This window comes from Rhodococcus sp. NS-SX18 (assembly GCF_057367935.1).
On sequence record NZ_CM170633.1, the window covers coordinates 2,377,370 to 2,403,970 of the forward strand.

Here is a 26,601-nt window from a genome sequence, read left to right on the forward strand (position 1 = left end):
CATGTTCGGACGACGCCGGAAGAACCGGGACGCCGAAGCGCCCGGACTCGCGGACGACGGTGAGTTCGCCCCCACCCCCGGGGAAGACGAGACACCGGTGCCGCAGGGCGGCCCCTACGACATCGACGACATCGGTGAGGACGCGGTCGGCAGCCGGCTCGACCTCGGGTCGGTCCTCGTGCCGTTGCCGCCGGGCGGGCAGATCCAGGTGGAGATGGCGCCGAACGGTCAACCCCAGGCCGTGCACCTGGTGACCCAGCACGGACGGATCACGATCTCCGCGTACGCGGCGCCGAAGTCTCCGGGGCAGTGGCGGGAGGTGGCTGCCGAGCTGGCCGAATCGCTGCGCCGCGACAATGCGACGGTCAGCATCGAGAGCGGACCGTGGGGCCGGGAACTGCAGGGCAGCACCCCGAACGCGGATCTGCGCTTCCTCGGTGTCGACGGCTACCGGTGGATGATCCGCTGCGTTGTCGCCGGGCCGGCCGGTTCGGTGACGGGTGACTCGCCGCTGGTGGAGACCGCACGCAGCATCGTCGCCGAAACCGTCGTGCGTCGCGGCCAGGATCCGCACCCGGTGCGCACGCCGTTGCCGGTGGTGCTCCCGAAAGCTCTTGCGGAGCAACTGGCCGCCGCACAACAACAGCAGCAGGCAGCCGCGCAGCAGGCGTCCCAGCAGCCGACGCCCCAGCAGCCGGCACCGCCCCAGCAGCCCGCACCGCCCCAGCAGCCCGCACCGCCCCAGCAGCCCGCGCCCCAGTCGCGCCCACGCCACGGTGAGTCGGGGTCGGCGATGCAGCAGCTCGGTTTCTGACGGACCGACCCGTCAGGCCCGGACGCGCCGCAGTGCCTCCAGGGAGGCTGTCCCGAGTACGGACGGGTCGGTGCCGATCTCGGCGAGAGTGACCGTGCCCAGCTCGGCGCGCACCAGGTGCGAACACCACTCCTGCGCGACCGCGAGGGGATGCACCGCGTCGTCCACGGCGGCGGCGATGCCGACCGGCACCTCCACGGCCTGCAATTCGTGCAGGTCCAGCGCCCGGTATCGGGACGCCTCGTCGAGCGCCGCCGGCAGGTCCGGCCACTGCGACCGCCAGGACCGGGCCAGTTCCGTCCCGAGCCACGCGGGACTGGACTCCACCATCGCCGCGGTCACCGCGGCCAGCCCGTGCGCGCGCAGCTCCCCGGCCGTCCAACGAGCGCTCGCCGCCGCCGGGGCGGCGTCCGGCGAGCCCGTCCACGCCGGCAGCGCGGCCAGCACACCGACGGCGCGCCCGGGATGCTCGGCCGCCCACCGCAGTGCGACGGCAGCCCCGAGCGACACACCGCCCACCAGCACGGGACCCTCGGCCGCGGCACGGTCGAGGGCATCGACGTAGCTGCCCACCACACGCGCCGGATCCGGGTCGACCGCGACGGTGCGTACGCCGGCAGCGGCGAGCGGACCCGCGAACGCACGCTCGGCGAAGTGCGCGTCGGAGCCCGTTCCGGGCAGGACGACAGCGACGACAGTGCTGGTCCCGCGGTGTTCTGGGGAGCTGTTCGCGGAGCGCATGCCACGATCCTGCCGGACCCGTCCGCGCAGGTGGGAACCGGAGTGGTTGCCCCGTCCCGATAGGTCTACAGTGGCCCTCAGGAAAGCCCCATGCGCGGCCCGAGACCCGTGCCGCGCCCGTTCCAGGAGCACGCTATGGCAACCGCCGCAGCCGGTTACTTCCGCCGACTCACCCGTCGGCTCACGGAGGATCTCGAGCAGCTCGACGCCGAGGAGATCGCCGAAACCGCCCAGGCGACCGGGGCCCGACGCGCTTGCGACTGCGCACGCGGTGAGGAAGTGACCATGTTCGGCCGCCTCCGCAGCGTCGAGGCGTGTCCGAAGGCTGCCAGCGCCGCCGTCGAAGCCGAACTGTTCGACGGCACCGAAGCCGTCAAGCTCGTGTGGATCGGCCGTCGCCGCATCCCGGGCATCGAGCCGGGCAAGACGCTGCTGGTGCGCGGACGCGTCGGTGAGCGCGACGGCGCGAAGGTCCTCTACAACCCGTATTACGAACTGCGCGAGCGAGCCTGAACCCTGGCGCCGCCGCGCCCGTTCCCGGCGCCACCCGCCCTCGCGCGCGGCTGTGGCACCCTCGTAGGAGTGAGCGAGAAGCAGCAGACGGTCCTGGAACAACTCGGCGGACTCAGCGGGTTGGTCTCGTCGACCGTGCCCGTGCTGGTGTTCGTTCCGGTCAACAGCGTCTGGGGTCTGACCGCCGCGATCTGGGCGGCCCTCGCCGCAGCCACCGCCGTGCTCGTGTGGCGACTCGTCCAGCGCACCCCCGTCCAGCCCGCGGTCTCAGGCTTTCTCGGTGTGGGTGTGTGCGCCTTCATCGCCTACCGCACCGGCGACGCCAAGGGTTACTTCCTCTTCGGCATCTACACCAGCCTGCTGTACGCCGCCGGCTTCGTCCTGTCCATCCTGGTGCGGCGGCCCCTGGTCGGTGTGATCTGGGGCATGCTCAACGGGCAGGGATCGTCCTGGCGGCGCCACCGTGTCGCCGTGCGCGCTTACGACATCGCGACGGCGGCGTGGGCGCTGGTGTTCGCGGCTCGCTACCTCGTGCAACACGAGCTGTACGACGCCGACCGGACCGGCTGGCTCGCAGTGGCCCGCATCGGCATGGGATGGCCGCTGACGGCGGTGGCGTTGCTGGTCACGTTGTGGGCGGTGCGCCGCGCCGACCGAGTCGTCGAACCGGCGCCCGAGACGGTCGACGAGCCGATCGAGACCGAGCCGGGTCGGACGGCCGACGGTCCCGAGCAGGACGTCCGCTGACCCGTCAGAGCCCGAGTGCTGCGCGCAGTTCCTGTTCCACCTCGGTCGCGGCCACGAACAGCAGCTCGTCGCCGCCCTCGAGGGGGTCGTCGGGCTGCGGGACGATGACGCGGCCCCCGCGCAGGATCGTCACCAGGGCCGCATCCCGGGGCAGCTGCAGTTTGCGTACCGGTTTACCGGCGAGCGCGGTGGTGTCCGGCAAGGTGATCTCGACCAGGTTCGCGCCCTTCCGCAGCGTCATCAGCCGGACCAGATCGCCGACCGAGACGGCCTCCTCGACCAGCGACGCCAGCATGCGCGGTGTGGAGACAGCGACGTCGACCCCCCACGACTCGTCGAACAGCCACTCGTTGCGGGGGTCGTTGACGCGGGCGACGACCCGCGCGACGCCGAACTCGGTGGTGGCGAGCAGGCTCAGCACCAGGTTCGCCTTGTCGTCGCCGGTAGCGGCGATCACCACGTCGTACTGCTCGAGTTGTGCGGCCTCGAGCAGGCTCAGCTCGCAGGCGTCGGCGTGCACCCACTTGGCATCGGGCACGGAGTCGGGCTCGACGTGCTCGAGCTTGCGTTCGAGCAGCATGACGTCGTGGTGGTTGCGGATCAGTTCGCGCGCGATGGAGCGTCCGACGGCTCCCGCTCCCGCGATGGCCACCTTCATCGGCGTTCCTCTCGGTGATGTCCGGGTCGTGTGTTCGGCTGCGTCTGCAGGCACCGGACGGTCAGTCGTCGGCCGCAGGGGGCTGTCCGGCGAGGGCGATCGCCTCGGCAACGGTGCCCGAGACGGCCGCGATGTATACCTGATCGTCGGCCTGCAGCACCGTCTTGCGGTCGGGCAGGACCCCCGTGCCGAAGCGGATGACGAATGCGACCCGGGAATGGGTGGCGGCCTCGAAGTCGGTGACGTTGCGGCCGATCCAGTCCTCGTGCAGCGAGACCTCGGCGACGGCGACGGTGCCGGTCGGGTCCCGCCACTTGGCCGTCTGGCTCTCGTAGGTGAGGTTGTGCAGGAACCGGTCGGTCGTCCACGGCACCGTGGCGACGGTCGGGATCCCGAGTCGTTCGTACACCGCGGCGCGCTTGGCATCGTAGATGCGGGCGACGACCCGCTCGACGCCGAAGGTTTCCCGGGCGACCCGGGCGGAGATGATGTTCGAGTTGTCCCCGGAGGAGACCGCGGCGAACGCGTCGGCTCGCTCGATGCCGGACCGCACCAGCACGTCCCGGTCGAAACCCATTCCCACGATCGTGTGACCCGGGAAGTCCGGGCCGAGCCGTAGGAACGCGCTCGGGTCGCGGTCGATGACGGCCACTTCGTTGCCCAGCCGGACGAGCGCCGCAGCCAGGGAGGAACCCACCCGGCCGCAGCCCATGACCACCACGTACACCGTTCGCTCCGATTCTCTTCCTTGCCGTGTCGCCCGGTCGCGACGCGCAGAACCGAACCGTACCGCTCGCACGGGACCGGTGTGCGGTGCCGGGCGACGGTACCCCCGCAGCGGTGCATTTCGGACACGGCCACGGGTGCTCGGCGGGTGGCCGGCGGGACGGCTTAGGCTTTGCGAGTGTCCAAGCTCTCGACCGCCACGAAGCGGTTGTTGTTGGGTAGGCCGTTCCGCAGCGACACGCTCGGTCACACGTTGCTGCCCAAGCGAATCGCCCTGCCGGTGTTCGCATCCGACGCGTTGTCGTCGGTGGCGTACGCCCCGGAGGAGATCTTCCTCGTCCTGTCCGTCGCGGGTCTGTCGGCGTACGTGTTCACACCGTGGATCGGCGTCGCGGTGGCGCTCGTCCTCGCGGTCGTCGTCGCGAGCTACCGGCAGAACGTGCACGCGTACCCGTCGGGGGGCGGGGACTACGAGGTGGCGACCAAGAACCTGGGGCCCACCGCCGGCCTGACCGTCGGCAGCGCCCTGATGGTCGACTACGTGCTCACCGTCGCCGTGTCGATCTCCTCGGCTGCGGCGAACATCGGCTCGGCAGTCCCGTTCGTGGCGCACCACAAGGTGCTCTTCGCCATCGCCGCGATCGTCTTGCTGACTGCGGTCAATCTGCGTGGCCTCCGCGAGGCCGGCACGGCCTTCGCGATTCCCACCTACGCCTTCATGATCGGCATGGTCGTGATGTTGGGCTGGGGACTGGTGCGCATCTTCGTGTTCGGCGACGACGTCCGGGCCGAGTCGGCCGGTTTCGAGCTGGTCGCCGAGCAGTCCGGTCTGACCGCGATCGCGTTCGTGTTCCTGATCGCCCGCGCGTTCTCGTCCGGGTGTGCGGCCCTGACCGGGGTCGAGGCCATCAGCAACGGGGTGCCTGCGTTCCGCAAGCCGAAGTCCCGGAACGCGGCCACGACCCTGCTCATGCTCGGTGGGGTTGCGATCGTGCTGCTTCTCGGCATGATCCTGCTCGCGAACAAGGTGGGTGTGGTGATCGCCGAGCATCCCGAGACCCAGCTGCGCGGCGCGCCGGACGACTACCGGCAGAAGACACTCGTCGCGCAGTTGGCGCACGCGGTCTTCGAGGGCTTCCCGCTCGGCTTCGTGCTGATCACCGTCGTGACGGCGCTGATCCTGGTGCTGGCCGCCAACACGGCGTTCAACGGCTTCCCGGTGCTGGCTTCGGTGCTGGCGCAGGACCGCTACCTGCCCCGGCAGCTGCACACCCGCGGCGACCGGTTGGCGTTCAGCAACGGCATCCTGTTCCTGTCGGGTGTGGCCATCGTGTTCGTGTGGGCCTTCGACGCGGAGGTCACGAAGCTGATCCAGCTCTACATCGTCGGTGTGTTCGTCTCGTTCACCCTCAGCCAGACCGGCATGATCCGGCACTGGACGAGGCACTTGGCGTCCGAGACCGACCCCGAGCAGCGCAGACGCATGCAGCGGTCGCGGATCGTCAACACGATCGGCCTGGCCATGACCGCATCCGTGCTGGTGATCGTGCTGGTGACGAAGTTCGCGGCGGGCGCGTGGATCGCGATCGTGGCGATGGTAGCGATCTTCGGCGTGATGAAGGCCATCCACCGTCACTACGACAGCGTGGCCGAAGAACTGGAGAACACCGAATGGGACGGGGTGCTGCCCAGCCGCACCCATTCGATCGTGCTGGTGTCCAAGCTGCACATGCCGACCCTGCGAGCGCTGGCGTACGCGCGGGCGACCCGTCCGGACACGCTCGAGGCGGTCACCGTCAACGTCGACGACGCCGACACGCGGATGCTGGTGCGCGAGTGGGAACGTAGCGACATCACCGTCCCGCTCAAGGTCGTCGAGTCGCCGTACCGGGAGATCACCCGTCCCGTCCTCGAGTACGTCCGGCGGGTGCGGCGGGATTCACCGCGCGACGTGGTGACCGTGTTCATCCCGGAGTACGTCGTAGGTCACTGGTGGGAGCAGATCCTGCACAATCAGAGCGCGCTGCGGCTCAAGAGCCGGCTGTTGTTCCAGCCCGGTGTCATGGTGACCAGCGTCCCGTGGCAGCTGAGTTCGTCCGCCCACGCCCGCGCGGAACGTCTGGATTCCGCGCCGGGATCGGTCCGGCGGGGATTCGAGGAGGAACGGTGAGTATCGACTGGTCCGGACGCCGGCTCGAGGTGACGCTGGGCAACCCGGCGCACGGAGGGTTCTGCGTCGCACGGCACGAGGGCCGGGTCGTGTTCGTCCGGCACGGTCTGCCCGGCGAGCGGGTCGTCGCGTCGGTGACGGAGGACCGTGGCGGCTCGTTCTGCCGCGCCGACGCCGTCCATATCCTGGAGGCCTCGCCGGACCGCAGGGAACGGGTGTGTCCGATCGCCGGGCCCGGCGGATCGGGATGCTGCGACCTGTCCCACGCGACGGTCCCGGCCCAGCGGGCATTCGGGGCCGCGGTGGTCGCGGAGCAGTTGCGCCGTCTCGGCGGCGTCGAGCGGGACGTGCTCGTCGAGGAGTTGCCGGGTGGGGCAGCGGACGGCACCCGTTGGCGCACCCGGGTGCGTCTGGCGGTCGACGCCGCGGGCCGAGCGGGGTACCGGCGGTACCGGAGCCATGAGATCGAGACCGAACTGGCCTGTCCGCAGATCGAGGCACGGGCCTACGAGGGGCTGGCCGAACGGGTGTGGCGACCCGGTTCCGAGGTCCAGGTGGTCCTCGATGCCGACGGGACGCGGCACGTGATCGAGATCGCACCGCCGCCGGTGTCCCGCACGGGACGTCGCAGCCCGGGCCGGCGGGGAGCGGCCGCCCGGCGTGCGGCGGCCGGGGCGCCGCGCGCCGAGAAGGTGGTCGAAGGTTCGGGGCGGGCGGTCGAGCGCGTCGGCGACCGCGAATGGCACCTGGCCGCAACCGGCTTCTGGCAGGCGCACCGAGGGGCAGCGCAGGCCTATTCGGACACCGTGGGGGAGTGGGCGGCGGTGTCGCCGGGTGCGACGGCGTGGGATCTCTACGGTGGCGTGGGAGTGTTCGCCGCCGTCCTGGCCGATCAGGTCGGCACCGGCGGCCGGGTCGAGTCGGTGGAACTGTCCCGCCGGGCGGTGCAGGACGGGGCCGAAGCGCTCGCGGATCTGGGGCAGGTGCGGTTCCATGCGGGCCGGGTGGAGCAGCTGCTCCCCGACCTTCCCGCCCCGCAGGTCGTGGTGCTCGACCCGCCCCGGGCCGGCGCCGGGCGGGATGTGGTGGCTGCCGTCGCGGCGGCCGGGCCGGAACGCGTCGTGCACGTCGGATGCGATCCGGCGGCGTTCGGCCGCGATGTCGGCCTGTACCGGGACCACGGCTTCGAACTTGCCGAGCTGCGCGTCTACGCGGCATTCCCTTCGACGCACCACGTGGAGTGTCTGGCCTTGTTCACCCGCTGATCGAGGCTGCCGACGCCGTCCGGGCCTTCGTGGTTGCTTGCAGCATGCAACTAAATGTATAGTTGCGTGTTGCAAGCAATTAATATCGATTCGGAGGCGATCCGTGGCCGTCCAGCCCGACACCGCGCACGCGCTCGTCGACGCGATTTTCCTGTTCGGTCGCACGCTGCGCACGACCCTCGCCAACTCGACGGGCGACGCACTGCCCACCGCCCTGACCGGGGTCCTGTTCGTCCTGTGGCGGATGGGGGAGTGCCGTCCCAGCGAACTCGCTGCGGAACTGTGCATGAGCCAGTCCGCGTTGAGCCGGCAGTTGGGCGAACTCGTCGAACGGGGAATGGTGGACCGTCACCGCGACCCCGACGACCGGCGGGCCCACCGCGTCAGCGTGTCGGAGACCGGGCACAAGGTCCTGCGCGAGATCCGCGACCGTCGCGCCTCCCGATTGCACGAGCTGCTCGGCGGCTGGGACCAGGCGCAAGCCGAATCCGCCCTCGGCGCGCTCGCGCACCTGAACGACACCCTTTCCGTCCACGACACCACCGGAAGGAACTGCCTGTGAGCGCCGCAGCTGTCAGTCCGCCCTCCTCGGTGAGCGCCTCCGGCACCGCCGAGACCACCATGACGCACCGTGAGATCCTCGAGGCTCTCGCCGGGCTGCTCGCCGCCCTGTTCACTGCATTGCTGAGCAGCACCATCGTGGCGGTTGCGCTCCCGACGATCATTGCGGACCTGAACGGGTCCCAGACCCAGTTCGCGTGGATCATCACCACCGCGCTGCTCGCCAACGCGGCCTCGACACCGATCTGGGGCAAGCTCGCGGACCTGTTCAACAAGAAGCTGCTGGTCCAGACGGCGATCCTCGTCTTCGTGGCGGGCTCGATCATCGCCGGCTTCGCCACCAACGTGCCCGTCCTGCTCGCCGCCCGCGTGATCCAGGGCGTCGGCATGGGCGGTCTCACCGCGCTCGTCGTCGCCGTCATCGGCAGCATCATCCCGCCCCGCGAACGCGGCCGGTACTCCGGTTACATGGGCGCGGTGATGGCCGTGTCCATGTCGGGCGGCCCGATTCTCGGCGGCATCATCGTCGACAGCCCGCTCGGGTGGCGCTGGTGCTTCTTCATCTCCATCCCGATCGCCGTCGTCGCGCTGATGCTGCTGCAGCGCACCCTGCACATCGTGACCGAACGTAAGCAGGACGTGAGCATCGACTGGCTCGGCGCCACGTTGCTGACCGCCGGTGTCAGCGTCCTGCTGATCTGGGTGTCCTTCGCGGGCAAGGCCGGCTACTACGAGTGGCTGTCGTGGGAGACCCTCGCATACGTCGGCGTCGGCCTCGGACTGCTCGCCGCCACCGTCGTCGTCGAGTCCAAGGTCGCCGATCCGATCATCCCGCTGAAGATCGTCACCGAGCGCACCACCGCGCTCGCGATCATCGCCTCGATCGCTGTCGGTGTGGGCATGTTCGGCGCCACCGCCTTCCTCGGGCAGTACTTCCAGACGGCCCGCGGCTACAGCCCCACGGCGGCCGGCCTGCTGACGATTCCGATGGTGCTCGGCATGCTCTTCGCCTCGGTCACGTCGGGCCAGCTCATCACGCGCTTCGGCCGGTGGAAGCCGTTCCTGGTGCTCGGCGCGGTCCTGCAGGTGGTCGGCTTCGGTCTGCTCGGCTTCCTCGACCACGCCACTCCGATGTGGCTGATCGGGGTGGACATCGCGATCGTCGGCCTCGGCACGGGCATGCTCATGCAGAACCTGGTGCTCGCCGTGCAGAACACCGTCAGTGTCCGCAACATCGGAGCCGCGAGCAGTTCGGTCGCGTTCTTCCGCACCTTCGGCGGCGCGATAGGGGTGTCCGTGCTCGGATCGATCCTCGCCACCCGGGTGACCACGCTGTCCGCGGACGGCTTCGCCGCCCTCGGCATCGACACCGGCTCGGCCGGCGGTGGCGGCAACCTCGACCTCGCGGCCCTGCCCGAGCCGGTCGCGGAGATCATCCGCCACGCCTACGGCGACGCCACCGGGCTGCTGTTCCTCGTCGCCGCGATCATCGCGCTGGTCACCGTCGCCGCGGTCGTGTTCATCCCGAACCGTCCGCTGCGGAAGACCATCGACATCGTCACCGAGGAGCAGCCCGCGGCGGCGGAGCACTGATCAGGACCGGCGGTTGTACAACCACATCGTCGCCGGGCCGAACAGCACGACCAGCGCCGCGCACCACCCGAACACCATCGCGAGGTGCGCGGCGTCCGGTGTACCCGCCGTCAGGTCCCGGACGGCCGTGACGAGGCGGCTGATGGGATTGACCGTCACGAATCCCTGCAGCCAGCTCGGCATCGTCGCGGGATCGACGAACACGTTCGACGCGAAGGTGAGCGGGAACAGGATGGTCATCGACACACCCATGACCGCCTGTTCGGTGCGCAGCAGCATCGCCAGCATCGTCCACACCCACGAGAGACTGAACGCGAACAGCAGCACGAGCGCCACCGCCGCAGCAGCGCCGACCGGACCACCCGTCGGCCGGAAACCGAGCACGACCCCGAGCGTCAGCACGATCACCGACGCCAGCGTGTAGCGGGCGAGATCGCCGAACAAGGCGCCGACGAGCGGAGCGGGCCGCCACACCGGCATCGACCGGAACCGGTCGAACACCCCCTTCTCGATGTCGCGGTTGAGGGTCATCCCCGTGTACATCGTGATGGTGCACACCGTCTGCACCAGGATCCCGGGGATGAGGAACTGCACGTACGCCTCGGTCGACCCGGCCAGCGCCCCGCCGAACAGGAACGTGAACAGCAGCGTGAACATCAACGGGAACACGGTCACGTCGAACAACTGCTCGGGGACGTGCTTGATCCGCAGCAGCGCCCGCCACCCGAACGACAGCGACGCGGCGAACGCGGACGCCGGAGTGGGACGCGGCCCGGTGATGTGCAGGACGTCCACGACGGCGGCCGGGGTGCCCGCCCGTCGGTCGGCGGTCGAGGTCACGACGCGATCTCCTCGTCTTCGTCGGGAACTTCCGTGGGATGACCGGTGAGGGCGAGGAAGACCTCGTCGAGGCTCGGCTGCCCGAGGGCGAACGTCGTGACCGCGATGTCCGCGGTGTCGAGGGCGGTCAGGGCCGCCGCCGCGGCTCGCGGATCGTCCACCCGCGCGGTCAGCGCCGCCGGGTCCGAGCCGGCCGTCACCGCCACCCCCAGCACCGCGCCCAGCACGGCTGCCGCATCGTCCCGGCGCGCAGGATCGGCCAACCGCACGTGCAGCGAACCGGATCCGACGGACGCCTTGAGCTCGCCCGGGGTGCCTTCGGCGATCACCCGGCCCCGGTCGATGACTGCGATCCGATCGGCGAGCTGGTCCGCCTCGTCGAGGTACTGCGTCGTCAGCAGCACCGTCGTCCCGGCTGCGACCAGGGCTCGCACGATCTCCCACACCTGATTGCGGCTTCGCGGGTCGAGTCCCGTCGTCGGCTCGTCCAGGAAGATCAGTTCGGGTGCGACGATGATGCTCGCGGCGATGTCGAGACGGCGCCGCATACCCCCGGAATACAGCTTCACCTGGCGGCCCGCGGCCGCTTCCAGGTCGAACGCGGCCAGCAGCTGTGCGGCCCGGGATCGGGCGCCGGCCCTGGAGAAACCCAGCAGCCGCGCGAGCAGCATCAGGTTCTCCGACCCGGTCAGATCCTCGTCGAGCGAGGCGAACTGACCGGTGAGCGAAACCCGGCGGCGAACCCGCTCGGGTTCGAGGCGCACGTCGTGCCCGAGGACGGTCGCGGTGCCGCCGTCCGGTGCGAGCAGTGTCGCGAGCATCCGGATCGTGGTCGTCTTCCCGGCGCCGTTCGGGCCGAGCACGCCGTAGACGCCGCCGGCGGGCACGGCGAGGTCGATGCCGTCCACGGCGGTCTCCGCGCCGAAACGCTTGATCAGGCCCGAGGTCTCGATGGCCAATGCAGGGGGCATGGCTCCAGCCTTGCCCACGGTGCCGGGCGCGGCAATCGGTTTTGTCGGATTCGACCGGCCGCCGTCGCCGCGCATGGTGGGCACCCCCGGCGACGAGGGATCCCGCGACCGGCTCCGCGAGCCGGGTGTGCAGCGTCACAGCACCGGCATAATGAGGTGAGGGACACGGTGTGAGACGGGCCGGCGGCGCGACGTGACGAGTCGACCACCTCCGACGCTCCGTAGACTGAGGAGAACCGCCCGCGCGGAAACGCACGGGTCCGAGCCGGAGGGAGCAATACCAGTTGGGTGTCCTGTCCCGCATCGAGTCGCCCGAGGACCTGCGCCGGCTCAGCCAACCCGAGATCCGGGAACTCGCCGAGGAGATCCGGCGGTTCCTGGTGGAGAAGGTGGCGGCGACCGGGGGACACCTCGGCCCCAACCTCGGCGTCGTCGAACTGACCATCGCAATGCACCGGGTGTTCGACTCACCCCACGATCCGATCATCTTCGACACCGGCCATCAGGCCTACGTCCACAAGATCCTGACCGGCCGCAAGGACGGCTTCGACACGTTGCGCAAGCAGGGCGGCCTGTCGGGGTACCCCTGTCGCGCCGAGAGTGAGCACGACTGGGTCGAGTCCTCGCACGCCTCGGCGGCCCTGTCCTACGCCGACGGCCTCGCCAAGGCCTACGAACTGACGGACCAGCAGGACCGGACCGTGGTCGCCGTGGTCGGCGACGGCGCGCTCACCGGCGGAATGTGCTGGGAGGCGCTGAACAACATCGCAGCCGGACGGGACCGCCCGCTCGTGATCGTCGTCAACGACAACGGCCGCTCCTACGCGCCCACGATCGGCGGGCTCGCCGAGCATCTGGCGGCGCTGCGGCTGCAGCCCGGCTACGAGCGGGTCCTCGACAACGGCCGCCGATTCGTGAAGAGGCTGCCGTGGATCGGGGCGGCCGCGTACTCCGTGCTGCACGGGATGAAGGTCGGTATCAAGGACGCGGTCAGCCCGCAGGTACTGTTCACCGATCTAGGCCTGAAGTACCTCGGACCGGTCGACGGTCACGACGAGGCCGCTCTCGAGGCGGCTTTCCGCCGGGCCAAGTCGTTCGGGGGACCGGTGATCGTGCACGCCGTCACCCGTAAGGGCGCCGGATACGCGCCGGCCGAGAACCACGTCGCCGATCAGATGCACGCCACCGGCGTCATCGACCCGGTCACGGGCCGCGCCACCGCGGCAGCGTCGGCCCCGGACTGGACGTCGGTGTTCTCCGACGAACTGCTCGTGCAGGGCGGTCGCCGCAAGGACGTCGTGGCTATCACCGCCGCGATGCCGGGGCCCACGGGCCTCTCGGCCTTCGGTGAACGCTACCCGGACCGGATGTTCGACGTCGGCATCGCCGAACAGCACGCCGTCACCTCCGCCGCAGGCCTGGCGCTCGGCGGGATGCACCCGGTGATCGCGGTGTACTCGACGTTTCTCAACCGTGCCTTCGACCAATTGCTGATGGACGTGGCGCTGCTGAAACTCCCGGTGACCGTCGTGCTCGACCGAGCGGGCATCACCGGTGCCGACGGCGCCAGCCACAACGGCATGTGGGACTTCTCCCTGCTGGGCGTGATCCCGGGGATCCGCGTGGCCTCGCCGCGCGACGGCGCGACCCTGCGCGAGGAGTTCGACGAGGCGCTCGCCGTCGCGGACGGCCCGACCGTACTCCGGTTCCCGAAGGGCGCGGTCGGTCCCGACATCCCCGCGGTGGAGCGCATCGACGGCACCGTCGACGTACTGCGGATGCCGCCCGGACGCCGCGGCGACGTGCTGATCGTCGCGGTCGGAGCCTTTGCGGGCCTGGCACTCGACGCGGCGGAGCGGCTCGAGCAGCACGGCCTCACCGCCGCCGTCGTCGACCCGCGCTGGGTGCTGCCCGTTCCGGCGGCCCTCGCTCGATTGGCGCGGGACTTCCGGCTCGTCGTCACCGTGGAGGACAGCGGCATGCACGGCGGCGTGGGTTCGGCGGTCTCGTCGGCCCTGCGCTCGTCCGGCGTGGACCTTCCCACCCGCGAACTCGGTGTGCCGCAACGGTTCCTGGATCACGCATCGCGGGAGCAGATCCATCGCGAGCTGGGTCTGACCGCGCAGGACGTCGCCCGTCAGGTCACCGGCTGGGTGGTCGGGCTCGGGGCCGCGCAGAAGGCGGAGCCGGCCGTGGACGGATCGGCCGGTGAGGAGTCGGCGGGCGACGTCGTCGTCCGTCGCGACCCCGGCCGCTGACGCTGAACCGAGGGGCCGGTCCACCGCGTATGCGATGGACCGGCCCCTCGACTGCTCAGCCTGCTTCCTCGAGGGTGCGCCCGCGCGTCTCCGGCACGAACTTGAGCACCAGTGCGAGCGAGAGCGCAGCCATCAGCGCGTATCCGGCGTAGGTGAAGGACAGGTTCCAGTCGGCCAGGGCCGGGAACGTCGCCGAGACGAGGAAGTTCGCCACCCAGTTGGACGCGGTCGCGATGCCGACGGCGACGGCGCGCACCCGATTCGGGAACATCTCGCTGATGAGGACCCACACGACCGGGCCCCACGAGAGGGCGAAGAAGAAGACGAAGGCGTTGGCGGCCAGCAGGGCGATCGTGCCGTTGGTGTCGGACAGGGTCGCGACCCGCTCACCGTCCTCGTTGACGACGAACGTCGCCGAGTGGAAGCACACCGCGGCAGTGCCCAACGAGAGCGCCATGCCCACCGAGCCGACCAACAGCAGCGGCTTGCGGCCGATCTTGTCGATCACGGCGATGGCCACGAAGGTGCCGACGATGTTGACCAGCGCGCTGACGACGCTGATGAGCAGGGACCGATCCTCACCGAAGCCGACCGCCTGCCACAGCGTCGACGAGTAGTAGAAGATCACGTTGATGCCGACGAACTGCTGCAGAGCCGCCAGCGCGATGCCGACATAGATCAGCCCGGCTACGCCCAGCCGCCGGGTGAACACGTCCCGTACTCCCGGCCGGGCGGCCTCGAGGTGCAGGGTCTCGCGGATCGTGGCGATCCGCTCGGAGACGGCGACCTCGTCGCCGCCCTCGACCGTGGCGATGATGCGACGCGCCGTGTCCTCCCGGCCGATCCGAACCAGATACCGCGGAGACTCGGGGATCGGGAACGTCATGATCAGGTACAGCGTCGCCGGGACCGCGCCGAGCGCGAGCATCCACTGCCACGCCTCGATACCGAGCAGTTCTTCGCGGGCACCCCCGGCCGCCGCGGCCAGCGCATAGTTGACGAGCTGGGAGACGGCGATACCGAGAACGATCGCGAGCTGGTACATCGAACCGAGCCGGCCGCGAATGGCAGCGGGCGAGATCTCGGCGATATAGGCCGGGGCGATGACCGAGGCGAAGCCGACGCCGACGCCGCCGATGGTGCGCCAGAAGGTCAGGTCGTAGATGCTGAACGGGAACGCCGACCCGAGCGCCCCGACGAGGAACAGGACCGCGGCGATCTGCATGACCCGGATCCGGCCGAGCCGGTCGGCGACGCTGCCGGCAATCCACGCGCCGATCGCCGCGCCGACCAGCGTCAGCGACACGGACAGGCCGATGGCGCCGGCTCCGACCTCGTAGCGGTCCCGGATGGCCCCGACGGCGCCGTTGATGACGGCGGTGTCGTACCCGAACAGGAATCCGCCGAGCGCGGCCACGGCAGCGAACAACACCGCGCGCGCCACCGTGTGCTGCTGTTCGAGCCTCGAATGGGGGAGGTGGGAACTGTCGGTCACAGGCTGGACGGTACGCCTGACGGTGCACCGAGGGGGCCGCTTCGGCGGGCACCGTGGCCGGGGCGATACGCACGGACACGCCCCGCGGTCCGCAGCGGAGTGCGCGGACCGCGGGGCGCCGTGACGAACAACCGGGTGTCAGACGCTCGCTACTCCCGGGGCGAGGAAGCGTGCCCCGTTGACGGCCTCCGAGGTGCCGGTGCGATCCAGGTACGGCGTGATGCCCCCGTTCCAGAATCCGAAGCCGCCACCGAGGATCAGGCACAGATCGATGTCCTCGGGAGCGGCGACGACGCCCTCCTCGAGCATGATCCGGATCTCCTCGGCGAACGCGCGACGGGTCCGCTCGAGCACCTCCTCGGCGGTGGAGGGCCGGTCGCCCTGCGGCCACAGCGCGGCGACCTCCGGGTCGACGACCTGCTTGCCGTCGACGTACGTCCACACCCCGGGCTTGCGGGCCTCGACGAGTGCCTCGAGGCCGGGGGAGGAGACGAAGCGCTCGGGGTAGGCGGCCTGCAGGGTCTCGCCGGTGTGCAGCGCGACGGCCGGGCCGACGAGCGCGAGCAGGGTGAACGGGCTCATGGGCATGCCGAGTGCGCCGACGGCGTTGTCCGCCACCTCGAACGGGGTGCCCTCGTCCACGGCGGTCATGACCTCCCCGAGGGTGCGGGTGACGAGGCGGTTGAACACGAATCCCGGCTTGTCCGCGCACAGCACGGCCGACTTCTTCAGCGCCTTGGCGGTGGCGAAGGCCGTGGCCAGGGTCGCATCGTCCGTCTGCGCCCCCTTGATGATCTCGAGCAGCGGGAGCACAGCGACGGGGTTGAAGAAGTGGAAGCCGACCACGCGCTCGGGGTGCTTCAGGTCCGCAGCCATCTCCGTGATCGACAGGGAAGAGGTGTTGGTCGCGAGAATCGTCTCGGGCGAGAGGTGCTGCTCGAGGTCGGCGAACACCTGCTTCTTGACGTCCATGTTCTCGAACACGGCCTCGATGACGAAGTCGGTGTCCGCGAACGCCGCCTTGTCCAGCGAGCCGGACACCAGTGCCTTGAGACGGTTCGCCGCGTCGGGCGAGAGCCTGCCCTTGCCCTGCAACTTGTCGATCTCGGTGTGGACGTAGCCGACGCCCTTGTCGATGCGCTCCTGGTCGATGTCGGTGAGGATCACCGGCACCTTCAGCTGCCGGACGAACAGCAGCGCGAGCTGGCTGGCCATCAGGCCCGCACCGACGATGCCGACACCGGTGACCTTGCGGGCCAGCGACTTGTCCGGGGCGCCCGCGGGACGCTTGGCGCGCTTGTTGACCAGGTCGAACGCGTACAGTCCGGCCCGCAGCTCGTCGGACATGAGCAGGTCCGCCAGCGCCTCGTCCTCGGCGGCGAAGCCGGCCGACAGCGACTGCGGGTCACCGATGTCGGTGTTGCGGGCGAGCTCGAGCAGCTCGATCGCCCGAGCGGGGGCAGGCGCGAAGCCGCGGGTCTTGGCCGCGACGAGCGCCCTCGCCCGTTCGAGAGCACTGTCCCAGCCGGCGCCGCGATCGATCTCGGGCCGGGCGGGGGTGATCTGCCCGGCGAGCACCTTCGCGGCCCAGGCCAGGGACTGCTCGAGGAAATCCGCCGATCCGAACACCGCGTCGGCGAGGCCGATCTGCTCGGCCTGCTGCGCGCGGATCACCTTGCCGTTGTCGAGCGGGTTCTGGAGGATCAGGGTCACGGCCGCGTCGGGGCCGATGAGGTTCGGCAGCAGCTGCGTGCCGCCCCAGCCGGGGACCAGGCCGAGCATGGTCTCGGGCAGACCGAGCGCGGGCACGTTGTCGGCGTAGGTGCGGTAGTGGCAGTGCAGCCCGACCTCGAGGCCACCGCCGAGCGCGAGCCCGTTGACGAAAGCGAAGGTCGGGACGGCCGACTCGCGCAGCCGCCGGAAGACCCGGTGGCCGAGCCGGCCGAGTTCGACGCCCTGCTCGCGGGTGGTGATCGCGGGCACGCCCTTGAGATCGGCACCCGCGGCGAAGATGAAGGGCTTACCCGTGACGGCGACGGCGGCAGGCTCCGCGGCGAACGCCTCGTCGAGCGCGGCGTCGAACGCCGCGAGGCCGGCAGGGCCGAACGAGTTCGGCTTGGTGTGGTCGAACCCGTTGTCCAGCGTGATCAGCGCGACGGGACCGTCGATGCCGGGCACCCGGAGGATCTTGGTGTAGGCGTTCGTGACGACCTCGTCGGCGAACAGGGACGAAAGCTCGCTCATGACTACTTGTCTCCCTCGAAGTTGGGGTTCTCCCAGATCACGGTGCCGCCCATGCCGAGGCCGATGCACATCGTGGTCAGGCCGTAACGCACCTCGGGGTGCTGCGCGAACTGCCGGGAGAGCTGGGTCATCAGGCGCACGCCGGACGAGGCGAGCGGGTGACCGCAGGCGATGGCACCGCCCCACTGGTTGACCCGCGGGTCGGCGTCGTCGATGCCGAAGTGCTCGAGGAAGGCGAGGACCTGCACGGCGAAGGCTTCGTTGATCTCGAACAGACCGATGTCATCGATGGTCAGGCCGGTGCGGGCCAGGACCTTCTCGGTTGCCGGCACCGGGCCGATGCCCATCACGGCCGGATCGACACCATGGAAGGCGAACCCGACCATGCGCATCCCGATCTGCAGGCCGAGTTCGCGGGCGGTGTCCTCACCGGCGAGGATGCAGGCCGTCGCGCCGTCGTTGAGGCCGGCGGCATTGCCGGCGGTGATGCGGCCGGCGGGACGGAACGGGGTCTTGAGCGTCGCGAGATCCTCGAGCGTGGTGCCCGGACGCGGCGGCTCGTCCTCGGTGGCCAGGCCCCATCCCGTCGTGGACCGGGTCGCGACGGGCACGAGGGTGTCGGCGAGGTAGCCGGCCTTCTTCGCGGCGTCGTACTTGTTCTGGCTGGCGACGGCGTACGCGTCGGTGCGGGCCTTGGTGATACTCGGGAAGCGGTCGTGCAGGTTCTCCGCGGTGTTGCCCATCACCAGGGCGCTGGGGTCGACGAGCTTGTCGGCGAGGAAGCGGGGGTTCGGGTCGGCGCCCTGGCCCATCGGGTGGCGGCCCATGTGCTCGACGCCGCCGGCGACGACGACGTCGTACTGGCCGAAGCCGATTCCGGAGGCGGTGGTGGTGACCGCCGTCATAGCGCCCGCGCACATCCGATCGATCGCGAAGCCCGGCACGGTCTCGGGCAGACCGGCAAGGATCGCGGAGGTGCGTCCGATGGTCAGGCCCTGATCGCCGGTCTGGGTGGTCGCGGCGATGGCGACCTCGTCGATGCGCGCGGGGTCGAGCTGCGGGTTGCGGCGCAGCAGTTCCCTGATGGTCTTGACGACGAGGTCGTCGGCGCGGGTCTCCGCGTAGATGCCCTTCGGGCCCGCCTTCCCGAACGGGGTGCGTACGCCGTCGACGAAGACGACAGTGCGTTGAGTTGTGGTGGTTGACGCCACGCGTATTCCTCCCGATGGAGCGATGCTCGCCGACGTGGGCGAGGCCAGGGTTCCGGGAACATCCGGCGCCGGGCAGCCCGGACGCCAACGTGTTACCGACCGGTAACTTACCACCTGTGTCCGCGGCTGCGGGAGGGGTGCGCCGAGGGTCGTCGGTCTGCGGGCACGACCGCACGGCCGAGGGGCGTGGATGGTCGTGACCGGCGATCCGGCCCGTGGCAGCCCTCGGCGCCGATTCCGGGCGGCTACGGCGGCGGCGTGCGCGCGCTCGGGTACGAGACGGACGGCGACGATCGCGGCGGCGCCGAGCTCGACCGTCGCGAAGGAGGGATCCGGGGGTCAGTCCGCGGACAGCGCCTTCGCCAGCCGCGGCACCGTCAGTTCCCGTTGCCAGGGCCGTGCCCCGTCGGCGGCGAACCGTTCCTCGATGTACGCGACGACGTCCGCATCGGTCGGCACCTGCCACTCCCAGCACAGCCGGCGCACCATCTCGGGGCCGACCAGATTCTCCACCGGCACCTGCACCTGCTCGCTCAGCTCGGCGAGCGCGGACCGGGCCGCGGCGAGCCGCGCCGCGGCCTCGGGGTCGTGCCGGGCCCAACGGTTGGCCGGCGGCGGACCTGTGAACGGCTGGGTGACCGGGGGCAGCTCCGATTTCGGCAGTGCCCGGGCCCGTTCGATCGCGCCCAGCCATATCCGCGACGACCGGCGCTGACGGGGGCCTCCGAACACCGGCAGGGCGCGCAGCTCCTCGACCGTGCGAGGTGCGGCCTCCGCTGCGGCGACGATCGCGGAGTCCGGCAGTACCCGTCCCGGTGCTATGTCTCGCCGTGCCGCGAGTTCGTCTCGCGCAGTCCACAATTCACGCACGATCGCGAGCCGGCGCGGATCCTTGAGGGTGTGGATCCGGGAGGTGCGGCGCCAGCGGTCCGGCTTGGGGGCGGGGGGTCCGGCGCGACGGATGTGCTCGAACTCCTGCGCCGCCCAGTCCGACTTGCCCTGCCGCTCGAGCTCGTCCGCCATCGCGTCCCGGAGCTCGACGAGGATCTCGACGTCGAGTGCCGCATAGTTCAGCCAGGCATCGGGGAGCGGCCGGGTGGACCAGTCCGCCGCCCCGTGCCCCTTTCGCAGTTCGAAGCCGAGGGTGCGTTCGACGATGGCGGCCAGCCCCACTCGATCGAAGCCGGCCAGTCGTCCGGCCAGTTCGGTGTCGTAGAGCACCGCAGGCCGCAGCCCGAGCTCGTCGAGGCCGGGTAGGTCCTGGTCGGCGGAGTGCAACACCCACTCGAGATCGTTGATCGCCGATGCGAGCGGGGTGAGCGCGCCGGCCGTCGGGATCGGGTCGAGCAGTACCGTGCCGGCGCCGGCGCGACGCAGTTGCACGAGGTAGGCCCGCGCGGAGTAGCGGAATCCCGAGGCGCGTTCGGCATCGACGGCCAGCGGTCCCCGGCCCGCGGCGAGCGCCTCCGCGGCCGCGGCCACTCCGGCGGCCGTGGTGACGACCTCGGGGACACCGTCCCGTGGGGTCAGCAACGGGACCGTTGCCCGCGCGGGCTCGTGCTCGTTGGCTACCGACATGCTTCGTGACTCTATCCGGATGGCGGAAACAGGGGCGTCGACCCGGTCAACGGCGCGGTCCCCGCGTCGATTCCCGGGGTGACGAAAGGCACAGGGCGGGTCATCGTGAGTTCTCGAGTTCCTCGAGCGCCGAGGGGAAGCCGTCGACGAGTGCCCAGAGGTCGGGAACCAGCTCGGGGCACGCGAGCACGCCGACATCGAGCGTGCCGGACAGGGACATCACGGTGACGTTGAGTCCGACACCGTGGAAGATCGGCCCCAGCGGATACATGGCCCGGATCCGCGCGCCCAGAAAGTACAGGGGCACGGCGGGGCCCGGCACGTTCGACACCACCAGGTTGTGCACCACGGGGTGGCGTTCCGCCAGCCGCAGCGACGCGTACATGCGCATCGCGGTGCCGAACACCGCCGGCGCCATGAACTGCGTCCAGTCCTGCAGCAGGCTCACGCCCAGTGCCGAATTATGTTCTTTGGCAGAGGCATTCGCATCGGCAATCGCGTGCAATCGCTCGATCGGATCCACGATGTGGGTGTGCAGGCTCGCGAACATCGGCGAGACCTGATTGCGCCCGGGCCGGTCCGACGTGCCGCGCACCGACACCGGGACCATGCCGATCAGCGGGGAGTCGGGAAGTTCGTCGCGCTCGGTGAGGTAGCGGCGCAACGCCCCGGCGCACACCGCCATGACGACGTCGTTGACCTTCACGCCGTGCTCGTCCTTCACGGCCTTGACCCGGCCCAGATCGAATTGCGTGAACCCGACACTGCGGTGGCCGGTGATGGTGCCGTTGAAGGATGTGCGCGGCGCGGTGAACGGCGCCGGCATGGCCTCGCCCCGCCGGGCCCGGGTGATCCACCGGGGCAGCAGTTCCACGGTCTTGGGCAGTGCTCGTACCAGACCCAAGGGGCGGGTGGCGACGTTGAACAAGCCGCCGAGGGCGATCTCGAGCGCCGACCCCCCACCGGCACCGTCGGCGACCGGATCGGGGCGCGGTGCATCGGGTTCGAGACTGCACAGCTGGGCCACGAGTTCGGCGCCGGTGACGCCGTCCGCGCCCGCGTGGTGGATCTTCGTCATGACGGCGACCGATCCGTCCTCGAGCCCCTCGATCACTGTCATCTCCCACAGGGGCCGGGAGCGGTCGAGCGGCTGCGCAGCGATGTGTCCGCACAGTTCCGCGAGTTCCTCCCGGCGCCCGGGCGCCGGGACCGCGACCCGGTGCAGGTGCCGGTCGAGGTCGAAGTCCGGATCGTCCACCCACACCGGATGGTCGAGATTGAACGGGCTGTCGGCGATCTTCTGCCGGAACAACGGCACGGCCGGAACACGGGCGGCGAGTCCGGCGCGGAGCGTCTCGAAGCGGTATCCGCCCGGGACCGTGGTCGGGTCGAGGACGATCAGTCCGCACACGTGCAGCAGCTGCGTCGGCGTCTCGAGGTACAGGAATCCGGCGTCGAGGCCGCTGAGTCGATGCATGCCCTCATGGTAGAACGAGTTCTAGAATCTGCACGGGAACGATCGCTCCACGTGCGCGTACCCCCGGGCGGCCGGTGCTCCGCGGGTTCCCGGGCGGCGGTCAGCCCGGCGAGGCGAGCGGGGCAGGCGGCGTGCCCGGCGCCCGGTCGGCCAGCTCCGCGAGCGCGGCCGGGAAGCCGCCGGCCAGCTGCCACAGGTCCGGGAGCAGGTCCGGGCACGACTGCAGACCGAAGTGCAGGCCGCCGTCGAGCGACATGACGGTGATGTTCAGACCTGCGCCGTGGTAGATCGGCCCGAACGGGTAGAGCGCGGTGATCCGCGCGCCCAGGTAGTACAGCGTGTCCTTCGGGCCGGGGATGTCGGAGACCACGAGGTTGTTGAGCACGGGGAGCACGTCGGGCAGCCGCAGCGCCGAATACAGCCGCAGCACTGCACCGAATGCCGCTCCCGGGGTCACCTGGCCCCAGCTGCCGAGCAGATCCGGGTCGAACGTGGCCTGATGCGCCTTGGCCGCGGTCTGGTCCGCCGCCACGGCGTGCAGCCGCACCACCGGGTCGGCGATCTCGGTGTGCAGCCGCCCCATCAGTACCGAGATCTGGTTGCCGGCGTCGCCCCGGGCGCGTCCGTGCACCGAGACCGGGACGGCCGCCAAGAGGGGAGAGGCCGGCAGCTCACCGCGGCCGTCGAGATACCGGCGCAGAACCGAGGAGCACAGCGCCAGCACGACGTCGTTGACCGTGACGCCGAACGCCCGCTTGACCGCCTTCACGGCCGCAAGATCCAGCGTCACGAACGCGACGTTGCGACGGCCGGTCACGCGGCGGTTGAACGACGTCCGCGGCGCCGTGAGCGGAACCGCCATCGCCTCTCCCCGCCGGGCCCGGCCCACCCAGCCGGGCACCAGGGCGGCGCCGGACCGCACCGCCCGGGCCAGGTCCAGCGGCCGGGCGGCGAGATCGGCGATGCCGCCCGCAGCGACGCTCAGGCGGTTGCCCCCGCCGACGCCGGGCGACTCGGGTTGCGGGGGCGGCGCCCCCGGTTCGAGGTCGCACAACTGCGCCAGCAGGGTCGCTCCGGCGAGGCCGTCCACCACGGCGTGGTGGATACGTGTCAGCACCGCGACCGAGCCGTCGGCCAGTCCCTCGAACACCGCGGTCTCCCACAGCGGCCCGGACCGGTCGAACCGCCGGGCGAAACGCTGCCCGCAGAGCACGGCCAGTTCGGCGGCGGTGCCCGGTTGCGGCACGGTGAACCGGCGCAGATGCCTGCCGACGTCGAAAGAGGGATCGTCCACCCACACGGGGTGGCCGGGATTGAACCGGGAATCGACCACACGCCGGCGCAGCAGCGGCACTGCCGCGACCCGCGCCGCCAGGTCGGATCCCAGCCGTTCGAAGGAGTAGCCACCCGGCACGGTGGAGACGTCGAGCAGGGCGAGGCCACCGATCTGTACCGGCAGCCCCGGTGAGTCGGTGTAGAGGAGCGCGGCGTCGAGCCCGCTGAGCCGCCGCATGCCTCGATCATAGGACCGCGAAGTGCCCGGTACATCCGTTCCAGGCCCGTCGGGGACCCCGGTGCCGATGGTGAGGGTTCAGTGCTGGAGCCGCGTCACACCCGCCGGGGGCAGCCCCGCCGCATACGCGAGCACCTCGCAGAACGCCTCCACGTGAGGGCCGAGTTCGGCGGACTGCGCGGTCCACGAGGCCCGCAACTCCAGCTGATGCGCCCGGGCCGGGCCGGCGATGTCTCCGAAGCGCACCGAACTCGTCGACGTCACGGTGCCGCCGAGCGCCGTCAACGGCTCGCCGTGCGCGTCGAGCGCATCGACCAGCCAGCTCCAGGCCACCTCCGGAAGCAGAGGATCGGCAGCCAGGGTGGCGTCCACGTCCGCCTGGATGTAGGCGACGAGCCGCATGGTGCCGTTCCAGGCCTCGTCGCCCTCCGGATCGTGCAGCAGGATCAGCCGGCCGAACGCGTCGCCCTCCGACTGCTCGGGCACCAGGTCGGTGTCCGGATGAAGCACCTCCGCGCCCAGCGCATAGCTGTACGGAGCCAGCCGCTGCGGCGGCCGGATCGGACCAACCTCGATCTCCGGCCGCACGGTGGCCGCGTTCATCGAGTCGATGGCCGCGCGGAACTGAGCCGGCTCGGCGGGCGAGGTGGTCACGACAGCGGACGTTAGACCGGGTGACCGGGGCCACGCGGGAGGCGCGCCGATTCCGGCGGGGTGGCCGGGCGTGGCAGCATGGGCGGCGACCTGTGCCCCTGGACGAACGAGGATCGATGACCGGCCTGGAGAACACGAACGTCGGCTCCACCCCGCGTGTGGAGTACCCGACGCGGCGCCAGCTCCCGCAGGCGCCCCTGCTCGCCGCTGCGCGGGGACTCGAGCCGGCACACCGGCCCGTGTGGTTCATGAGGCAGGCCGGTCGCTCGCTTCCCGAGTACCGGGAGATCCGGGCGAACATCGGCATGCTCGAGTCCTGCTTCGATCCCGAGCTGGTGTGCGAGATCACCCTGCAGCCGGTGCGCCGCCATCGAGTCGATGCCGCGATCCTGTTCTCGGACATCGTTGTTCCGCTCAAAGCCGCGGGAATCGACCTCGACATCGTAGCCGGGACCGGACCGGTGATCGCCGACCCTGTGCGCACCGCGGCGGACGTCGCGAAGCTGCCGGTCCTCGAGCACGACGAGGTCGGTGCCGTCTCACGGGCGGTCGGGCTGCTCACCCGCGAGCTCGGCGACGTTCCGCTCATCGGTTTCGCCGGGGCGCCGTTCACCCTCGCCTCCTACCTCGTCGAGGGTGGTCCCAGCCGCAACCACGAGCGCACCAAGGCGCTCATGCACGCCGAGCCGCGCACATGGCACGCCCTGCTGGGGCGGCTCGCCGACATCACGATCGCGTTCCTGCAGGCCCAGCTGCACGCCGGCGTCGACGCGATCCAGCTGTTCGACTCGTGGGCGGGCGCGCTGTCGCTGGCCGACTACCGCGAGTTCGTGCTGCCCCATTCGGAACGGGTGTTCGCCGAGGTCGAGTCCGCGGGCGTGCCGCGCATCCACTTCGGCGTCGGCACCGGCGAGCTGCTCGGCGCGATGGGCGAGGCCGGCGCCGACGTGGTCGGCGTGGACTGGCGGGTACCGCTGGACGTCGCCGCCACCCGGGTGGGGGCCGGAAAGGCATTGCAAGGCAACCTCGATCCCGCGATCCTGTTCGCCGGACCCGACGTGGTCCAGGCCGAGGTGCGGCGCATCGTCGCCGAGGGGGACCGCGCGCGTGCCGCGGGCGCCACCGGGCACATCTTCAACCTCGGGCACGGCGTCCTCCCGGACACCGACCCGGACGTCCTCACCGCGGTCGTCGACCTGGTGCACTCGTTGTGAGCGGTGCACCGAGCGTCGCCGTCGTCGGGGGCGGGATCACCGGTCTCGTCGCGGCGTACCGGCTGCGTCGCCTGCTCGGCGCGCACGCCCGGATCGTCCTGCTCGAGGGCGCGGAGCGGCTCGGCGGAAAGCTGCACACCGTGCCGCTCGCCGGCAATCCGGTCGACGTCGGGGCGGAAGCGTTCATCGCTCGCCGCCCCGAGGTCCCGGCGCTGCTCGAGGAGCTGGGCCTGAGCGACCGGATCGTCCACCCGTCCGGGGCCCGGCCGCTGATCTACGCCGGCGCCGCGCTGCACCCGTTGCCCGCCGGCACCCTGATGGGTATCCCCGCCGACGCCGGGTCGCTCACCGGTCTCGTCGACACCGAGACCCTCGCGCGAATCGCGGCCGAGCCCACCGTCCCGCTGCGCTGGGACCGCACCCGCGACGTCTCGGTGGCCGACCTGGTGGCCGACCGGTTCGGTGAACAGGTGGTGCGCCGCTCCGTCGACCCCCTCCTCGGCGGCGTCTACTCCGGACTCTCCGACACCGCAGGCGTGCGGGCCACCCTGCCGACCCTGGCCGCGGCCCTCGACGCGGGGGCCCCGAGCCTGAGCGAGGCGGTCGCCCGAGCCCTGCCGGAGCCTTCGGACACGCCCGTGTTCGGCACCCTGCGCGACGGCTACGGCACGTTGCTCGACGCGCTCGAGAAGGCCGCCGACGCCGAGGTCCGGCACGTTACCGCGGTCGGTCTGCGCCGCAGCGGCGACCGCTGGGACCTCGACCCGATCGGATCCGTGGACGGCGTCGTCCTCGCGGTGCCCGCCGACCGCGCCGCCGAACTGCTCACCGACGCCGTCCCGGCGGCAGCCGCCCAGGCCGCCCGGATCCCGCTCGCGTCGTCGGCGGTGGTCGCGCTGGCACTGCCAGACGATGCCGCACTGCCGCAGAACTCGGGGATCCTCGTGGCCACCGGCGAGGATCTGTCCGCCAAGGCATTCACCTTGTCGAGCCGCAAGTGGCCCCACCTGGCCGGGCGCGACGTCGCGCTGGCTCGCGCGTCGTTCGGCCGCTACGGCGAGGCCGCGATCGTCGACGCACCCGACGACGAGCTGATCGCCCGCGCGCGCGTCGACCTCGCCACCGTCACCGGTGTCACCGACGAACCCGTGGCCGCGTTCGTCCAGCGCTGGCACGGGGGCCTGCCGCAGTACCGGGCGGGGCACCTCGACATCGTCGCGGCGCTCGAGGACGCGGTCGCCGCCGTCGACGGCCTCGAGGTCGCCGGCGCGATGCTCCACGGCGTGGGCGTGCCGGCATGTGTCGCATCAGGCACGACGGCCGCGACGCGCCTGGCAGCCCGAGTGGCAGGATGAACG

General features: G+C 70.9%; 22 protein-coding genes. 10 read left to right on the plus strand and 12 right to left on the minus strand.

Features of this window, described 5'->3' with window-relative positions; all coding sequences use genetic code 11:
• The first annotated feature begins 1 nt into the window (after position 1).
• Complete coding sequence (locus AC2IPW_RS11100) at positions 2 to 814, plus strand: DUF3710 domain-containing protein (protein WP_450120738.1); 813 nt, start codon at positions 2 to 4, stop codon at positions 812 to 814.
• 12 nt (positions 815 to 826) lie between these two features.
• On the opposite strand, the gene AC2IPW_RS11105 is transcribed toward AC2IPW_RS11100, so the two are convergent.
• On the minus strand, positions 827 to 1,555 hold the full coding sequence (locus tag AC2IPW_RS11105; RefSeq protein ID WP_003935574.1) for an alpha/beta fold hydrolase: 729 nt from the start codon (positions 1,553 to 1,555) through the stop codon (positions 827 to 829).
• A 135-nt stretch (positions 1,556 to 1,690) separates the two neighbouring features.
• Between AC2IPW_RS11105 and AC2IPW_RS11110 the strand changes: the two genes are divergently transcribed.
• Entirely contained in the window at positions 1,691 to 2,068 is a 378-nt protein-coding gene (locus AC2IPW_RS11110; RefSeq protein WP_003935573.1) for an OB-fold nucleic acid binding domain-containing protein, read from the plus strand.
• A gap of 69 nt (positions 2,069 to 2,137) precedes the next feature.
• Positions 2,138 to 2,815 (plus strand): DUF3159 domain-containing protein, encoded by a 678-nt coding sequence (locus AC2IPW_RS11115; protein ID WP_003935572.1) that lies wholly within the window; start codon positions 2,138 to 2,140, stop codon positions 2,813 to 2,815.
• Positions 2,816 to 2,819: 4 nt separating this feature from the next.
• Here AC2IPW_RS11115 and AC2IPW_RS11120 read toward each other — a convergent pair whose 3' ends face one another.
• A complete protein-coding gene (locus tag AC2IPW_RS11120) occupies positions 2,820 to 3,473 on the minus strand; it encodes a potassium channel family protein (protein WP_003935571.1) in 654 nt (217 codons plus the stop codon).
• A gap of 61 nt (positions 3,474 to 3,534) precedes the next feature.
• Positions 3,535 to 4,200 carry a potassium channel family protein gene (locus tag AC2IPW_RS11125; protein ID WP_003935570.1) on the minus strand — a complete coding sequence of 222 codons (666 nt, stop codon included), beginning with the start codon at positions 4,198 to 4,200 and terminating at the stop codon, positions 3,535 to 3,537.
• Positions 4,201 to 4,377: 177 nt separating this feature from the next.
• On the opposite strand from AC2IPW_RS11125, the gene AC2IPW_RS11130 reads away from it, so the two are divergent.
• The 4 genes from AC2IPW_RS11130 to AC2IPW_RS11145 all read left to right on the plus strand — a co-directional run bounded on the left by AC2IPW_RS11130 (position 4,378) and on the right by AC2IPW_RS11145 (position 9,788).
• Positions 4,378 to 6,369, plus strand: coding sequence for an APC family permease (locus AC2IPW_RS11130; protein WP_486376858.1), 1,992 nt, complete (start codon positions 4,378 to 4,380; stop codon positions 6,367 to 6,369).
• Positions 6,366 to 7,634 (plus strand): class I SAM-dependent RNA methyltransferase, encoded by a 1,269-nt coding sequence (locus tag AC2IPW_RS11135; protein WP_416063451.1) that lies wholly within the window; start codon positions 6,366 to 6,368, stop codon positions 7,632 to 7,634. Before AC2IPW_RS11130 ends, AC2IPW_RS11135 begins: the two co-directional genes overlap by 4 nt.
• A 103-nt stretch (positions 7,635 to 7,737) precedes the next feature.
• Positions 7,738 to 8,196, plus strand: coding sequence for a MarR family winged helix-turn-helix transcriptional regulator (locus AC2IPW_RS11140; protein ID WP_003935567.1), 459 nt, complete (start codon positions 7,738 to 7,740; stop codon positions 8,194 to 8,196).
• A gap of 59 nt (positions 8,197 to 8,255) precedes the next feature.
• A complete protein-coding gene (locus AC2IPW_RS11145) occupies positions 8,256 to 9,788 on the plus strand; it encodes an MDR family MFS transporter (protein WP_486376992.1) in 1,533 nt (510 codons plus the stop codon).
• Here AC2IPW_RS11145 and AC2IPW_RS11150 read toward each other — a convergent pair whose 3' ends face one another.
• Positions 9,789 to 10,628, minus strand: coding sequence for an ABC transporter permease (locus tag AC2IPW_RS11150; protein WP_003935565.1), 840 nt, complete (start codon positions 10,626 to 10,628; stop codon positions 9,789 to 9,791).
• The gene (locus tag AC2IPW_RS11155; RefSeq protein ID WP_416063453.1) at positions 10,625 to 11,599 is read right to left on the minus strand and encodes an ATP-binding cassette domain-containing protein; all 975 of its coding nucleotides are present in this window, start codon (positions 11,597 to 11,599) and stop codon (positions 10,625 to 10,627) included. Before AC2IPW_RS11155 ends, AC2IPW_RS11150 begins: the two co-directional genes overlap by 4 nt.
• A gap of 284 nt (positions 11,600 to 11,883) precedes the next feature.
• Here AC2IPW_RS11155 and dxs point away from each other — a divergent pair, with 284 nt between their 5' ends.
• Positions 11,884 to 13,857, plus strand: a complete 1,974-nt coding sequence (gene dxs / locus AC2IPW_RS11160; RefSeq protein ID WP_416063454.1) for a 1-deoxy-D-xylulose-5-phosphate synthase — start codon at positions 11,884 to 11,886, stop codon at positions 13,855 to 13,857.
• 55 nt (positions 13,858 to 13,912) lie between these two features.
• Here dxs and AC2IPW_RS11165 read toward each other — a convergent pair whose 3' ends face one another.
• The 7 genes from AC2IPW_RS11165 to AC2IPW_RS11195 all read right to left on the minus strand — a co-directional run bounded on the left by AC2IPW_RS11165 (position 13,913) and on the right by AC2IPW_RS11195 (position 24,029).
• A complete protein-coding gene (locus tag AC2IPW_RS11165) occupies positions 13,913 to 15,352 on the minus strand; it encodes a sugar porter family MFS transporter (protein WP_371383015.1) in 1,440 nt (479 codons plus the stop codon).
• Positions 15,353 to 15,490: 138 nt separating this feature from the next.
• The gene (locus AC2IPW_RS11170) at positions 15,491 to 17,596 is read right to left on the minus strand and encodes a 3-hydroxyacyl-CoA dehydrogenase NAD-binding domain-containing protein (RefSeq protein ID WP_416063455.1); all 2,106 of its coding nucleotides are present in this window, start codon (positions 17,594 to 17,596) and stop codon (positions 15,491 to 15,493) included.
• Positions 17,597 to 17,598: 2 nt separating this feature from the next.
• Positions 17,599 to 18,807 carry a thiolase family protein gene (locus AC2IPW_RS11175; RefSeq protein ID WP_416063456.1) on the minus strand — a complete coding sequence of 403 codons (1,209 nt, stop codon included), beginning with the start codon at positions 18,805 to 18,807 and terminating at the stop codon, positions 17,599 to 17,601.
• A gap of 339 nt (positions 18,808 to 19,146) precedes the next feature.
• On the minus strand, positions 19,147 to 20,385 hold the full coding sequence (locus tag AC2IPW_RS11180) for an HRDC domain-containing protein (RefSeq protein WP_416063457.1): 1,239 nt from the start codon (positions 20,383 to 20,385) through the stop codon (positions 19,147 to 19,149).
• A gap of 100 nt (positions 20,386 to 20,485) precedes the next feature.
• Positions 20,486 to 21,862, minus strand: coding sequence for a WS/DGAT/MGAT family O-acyltransferase (locus AC2IPW_RS11185; RefSeq protein ID WP_416063458.1), 1,377 nt, complete (start codon positions 21,860 to 21,862; stop codon positions 20,486 to 20,488).
• Between the two features lie 100 nt (positions 21,863 to 21,962).
• Positions 21,963 to 23,375 (minus strand): WS/DGAT/MGAT family O-acyltransferase, encoded by a 1,413-nt coding sequence (locus AC2IPW_RS11190; RefSeq protein ID WP_371383010.1) that lies wholly within the window; start codon positions 23,373 to 23,375, stop codon positions 21,963 to 21,965.
• A 78-nt stretch (positions 23,376 to 23,453) separates the two neighbouring features.
• Positions 23,454 to 24,029: a DUF3000 domain-containing protein gene (locus tag AC2IPW_RS11195; protein WP_003935556.1), complete on the minus strand. Its 576-nt coding sequence runs from the start codon at positions 24,027 to 24,029 to the stop codon at positions 23,454 to 23,456.
• Between the two features lie 116 nt (positions 24,030 to 24,145).
• On the opposite strand from AC2IPW_RS11195, the gene hemE reads away from it, so the two are divergent.
• Positions 24,146 to 25,243 (plus strand): uroporphyrinogen decarboxylase, encoded by a 1,098-nt coding sequence (gene hemE, locus AC2IPW_RS11200; RefSeq protein WP_416063459.1) that lies wholly within the window; start codon positions 24,146 to 24,148, stop codon positions 25,241 to 25,243.
• Positions 25,240 to 26,598, plus strand: coding sequence for a protoporphyrinogen oxidase (locus tag AC2IPW_RS11205; RefSeq protein WP_289379339.1), 1,359 nt, complete (start codon positions 25,240 to 25,242; stop codon positions 26,596 to 26,598). The genes hemE and AC2IPW_RS11205 overlap by 4 nt, the downstream gene beginning before the upstream one ends.
• The last annotated feature ends 3 nt before the right edge of the window (positions 26,599 to 26,601 follow it).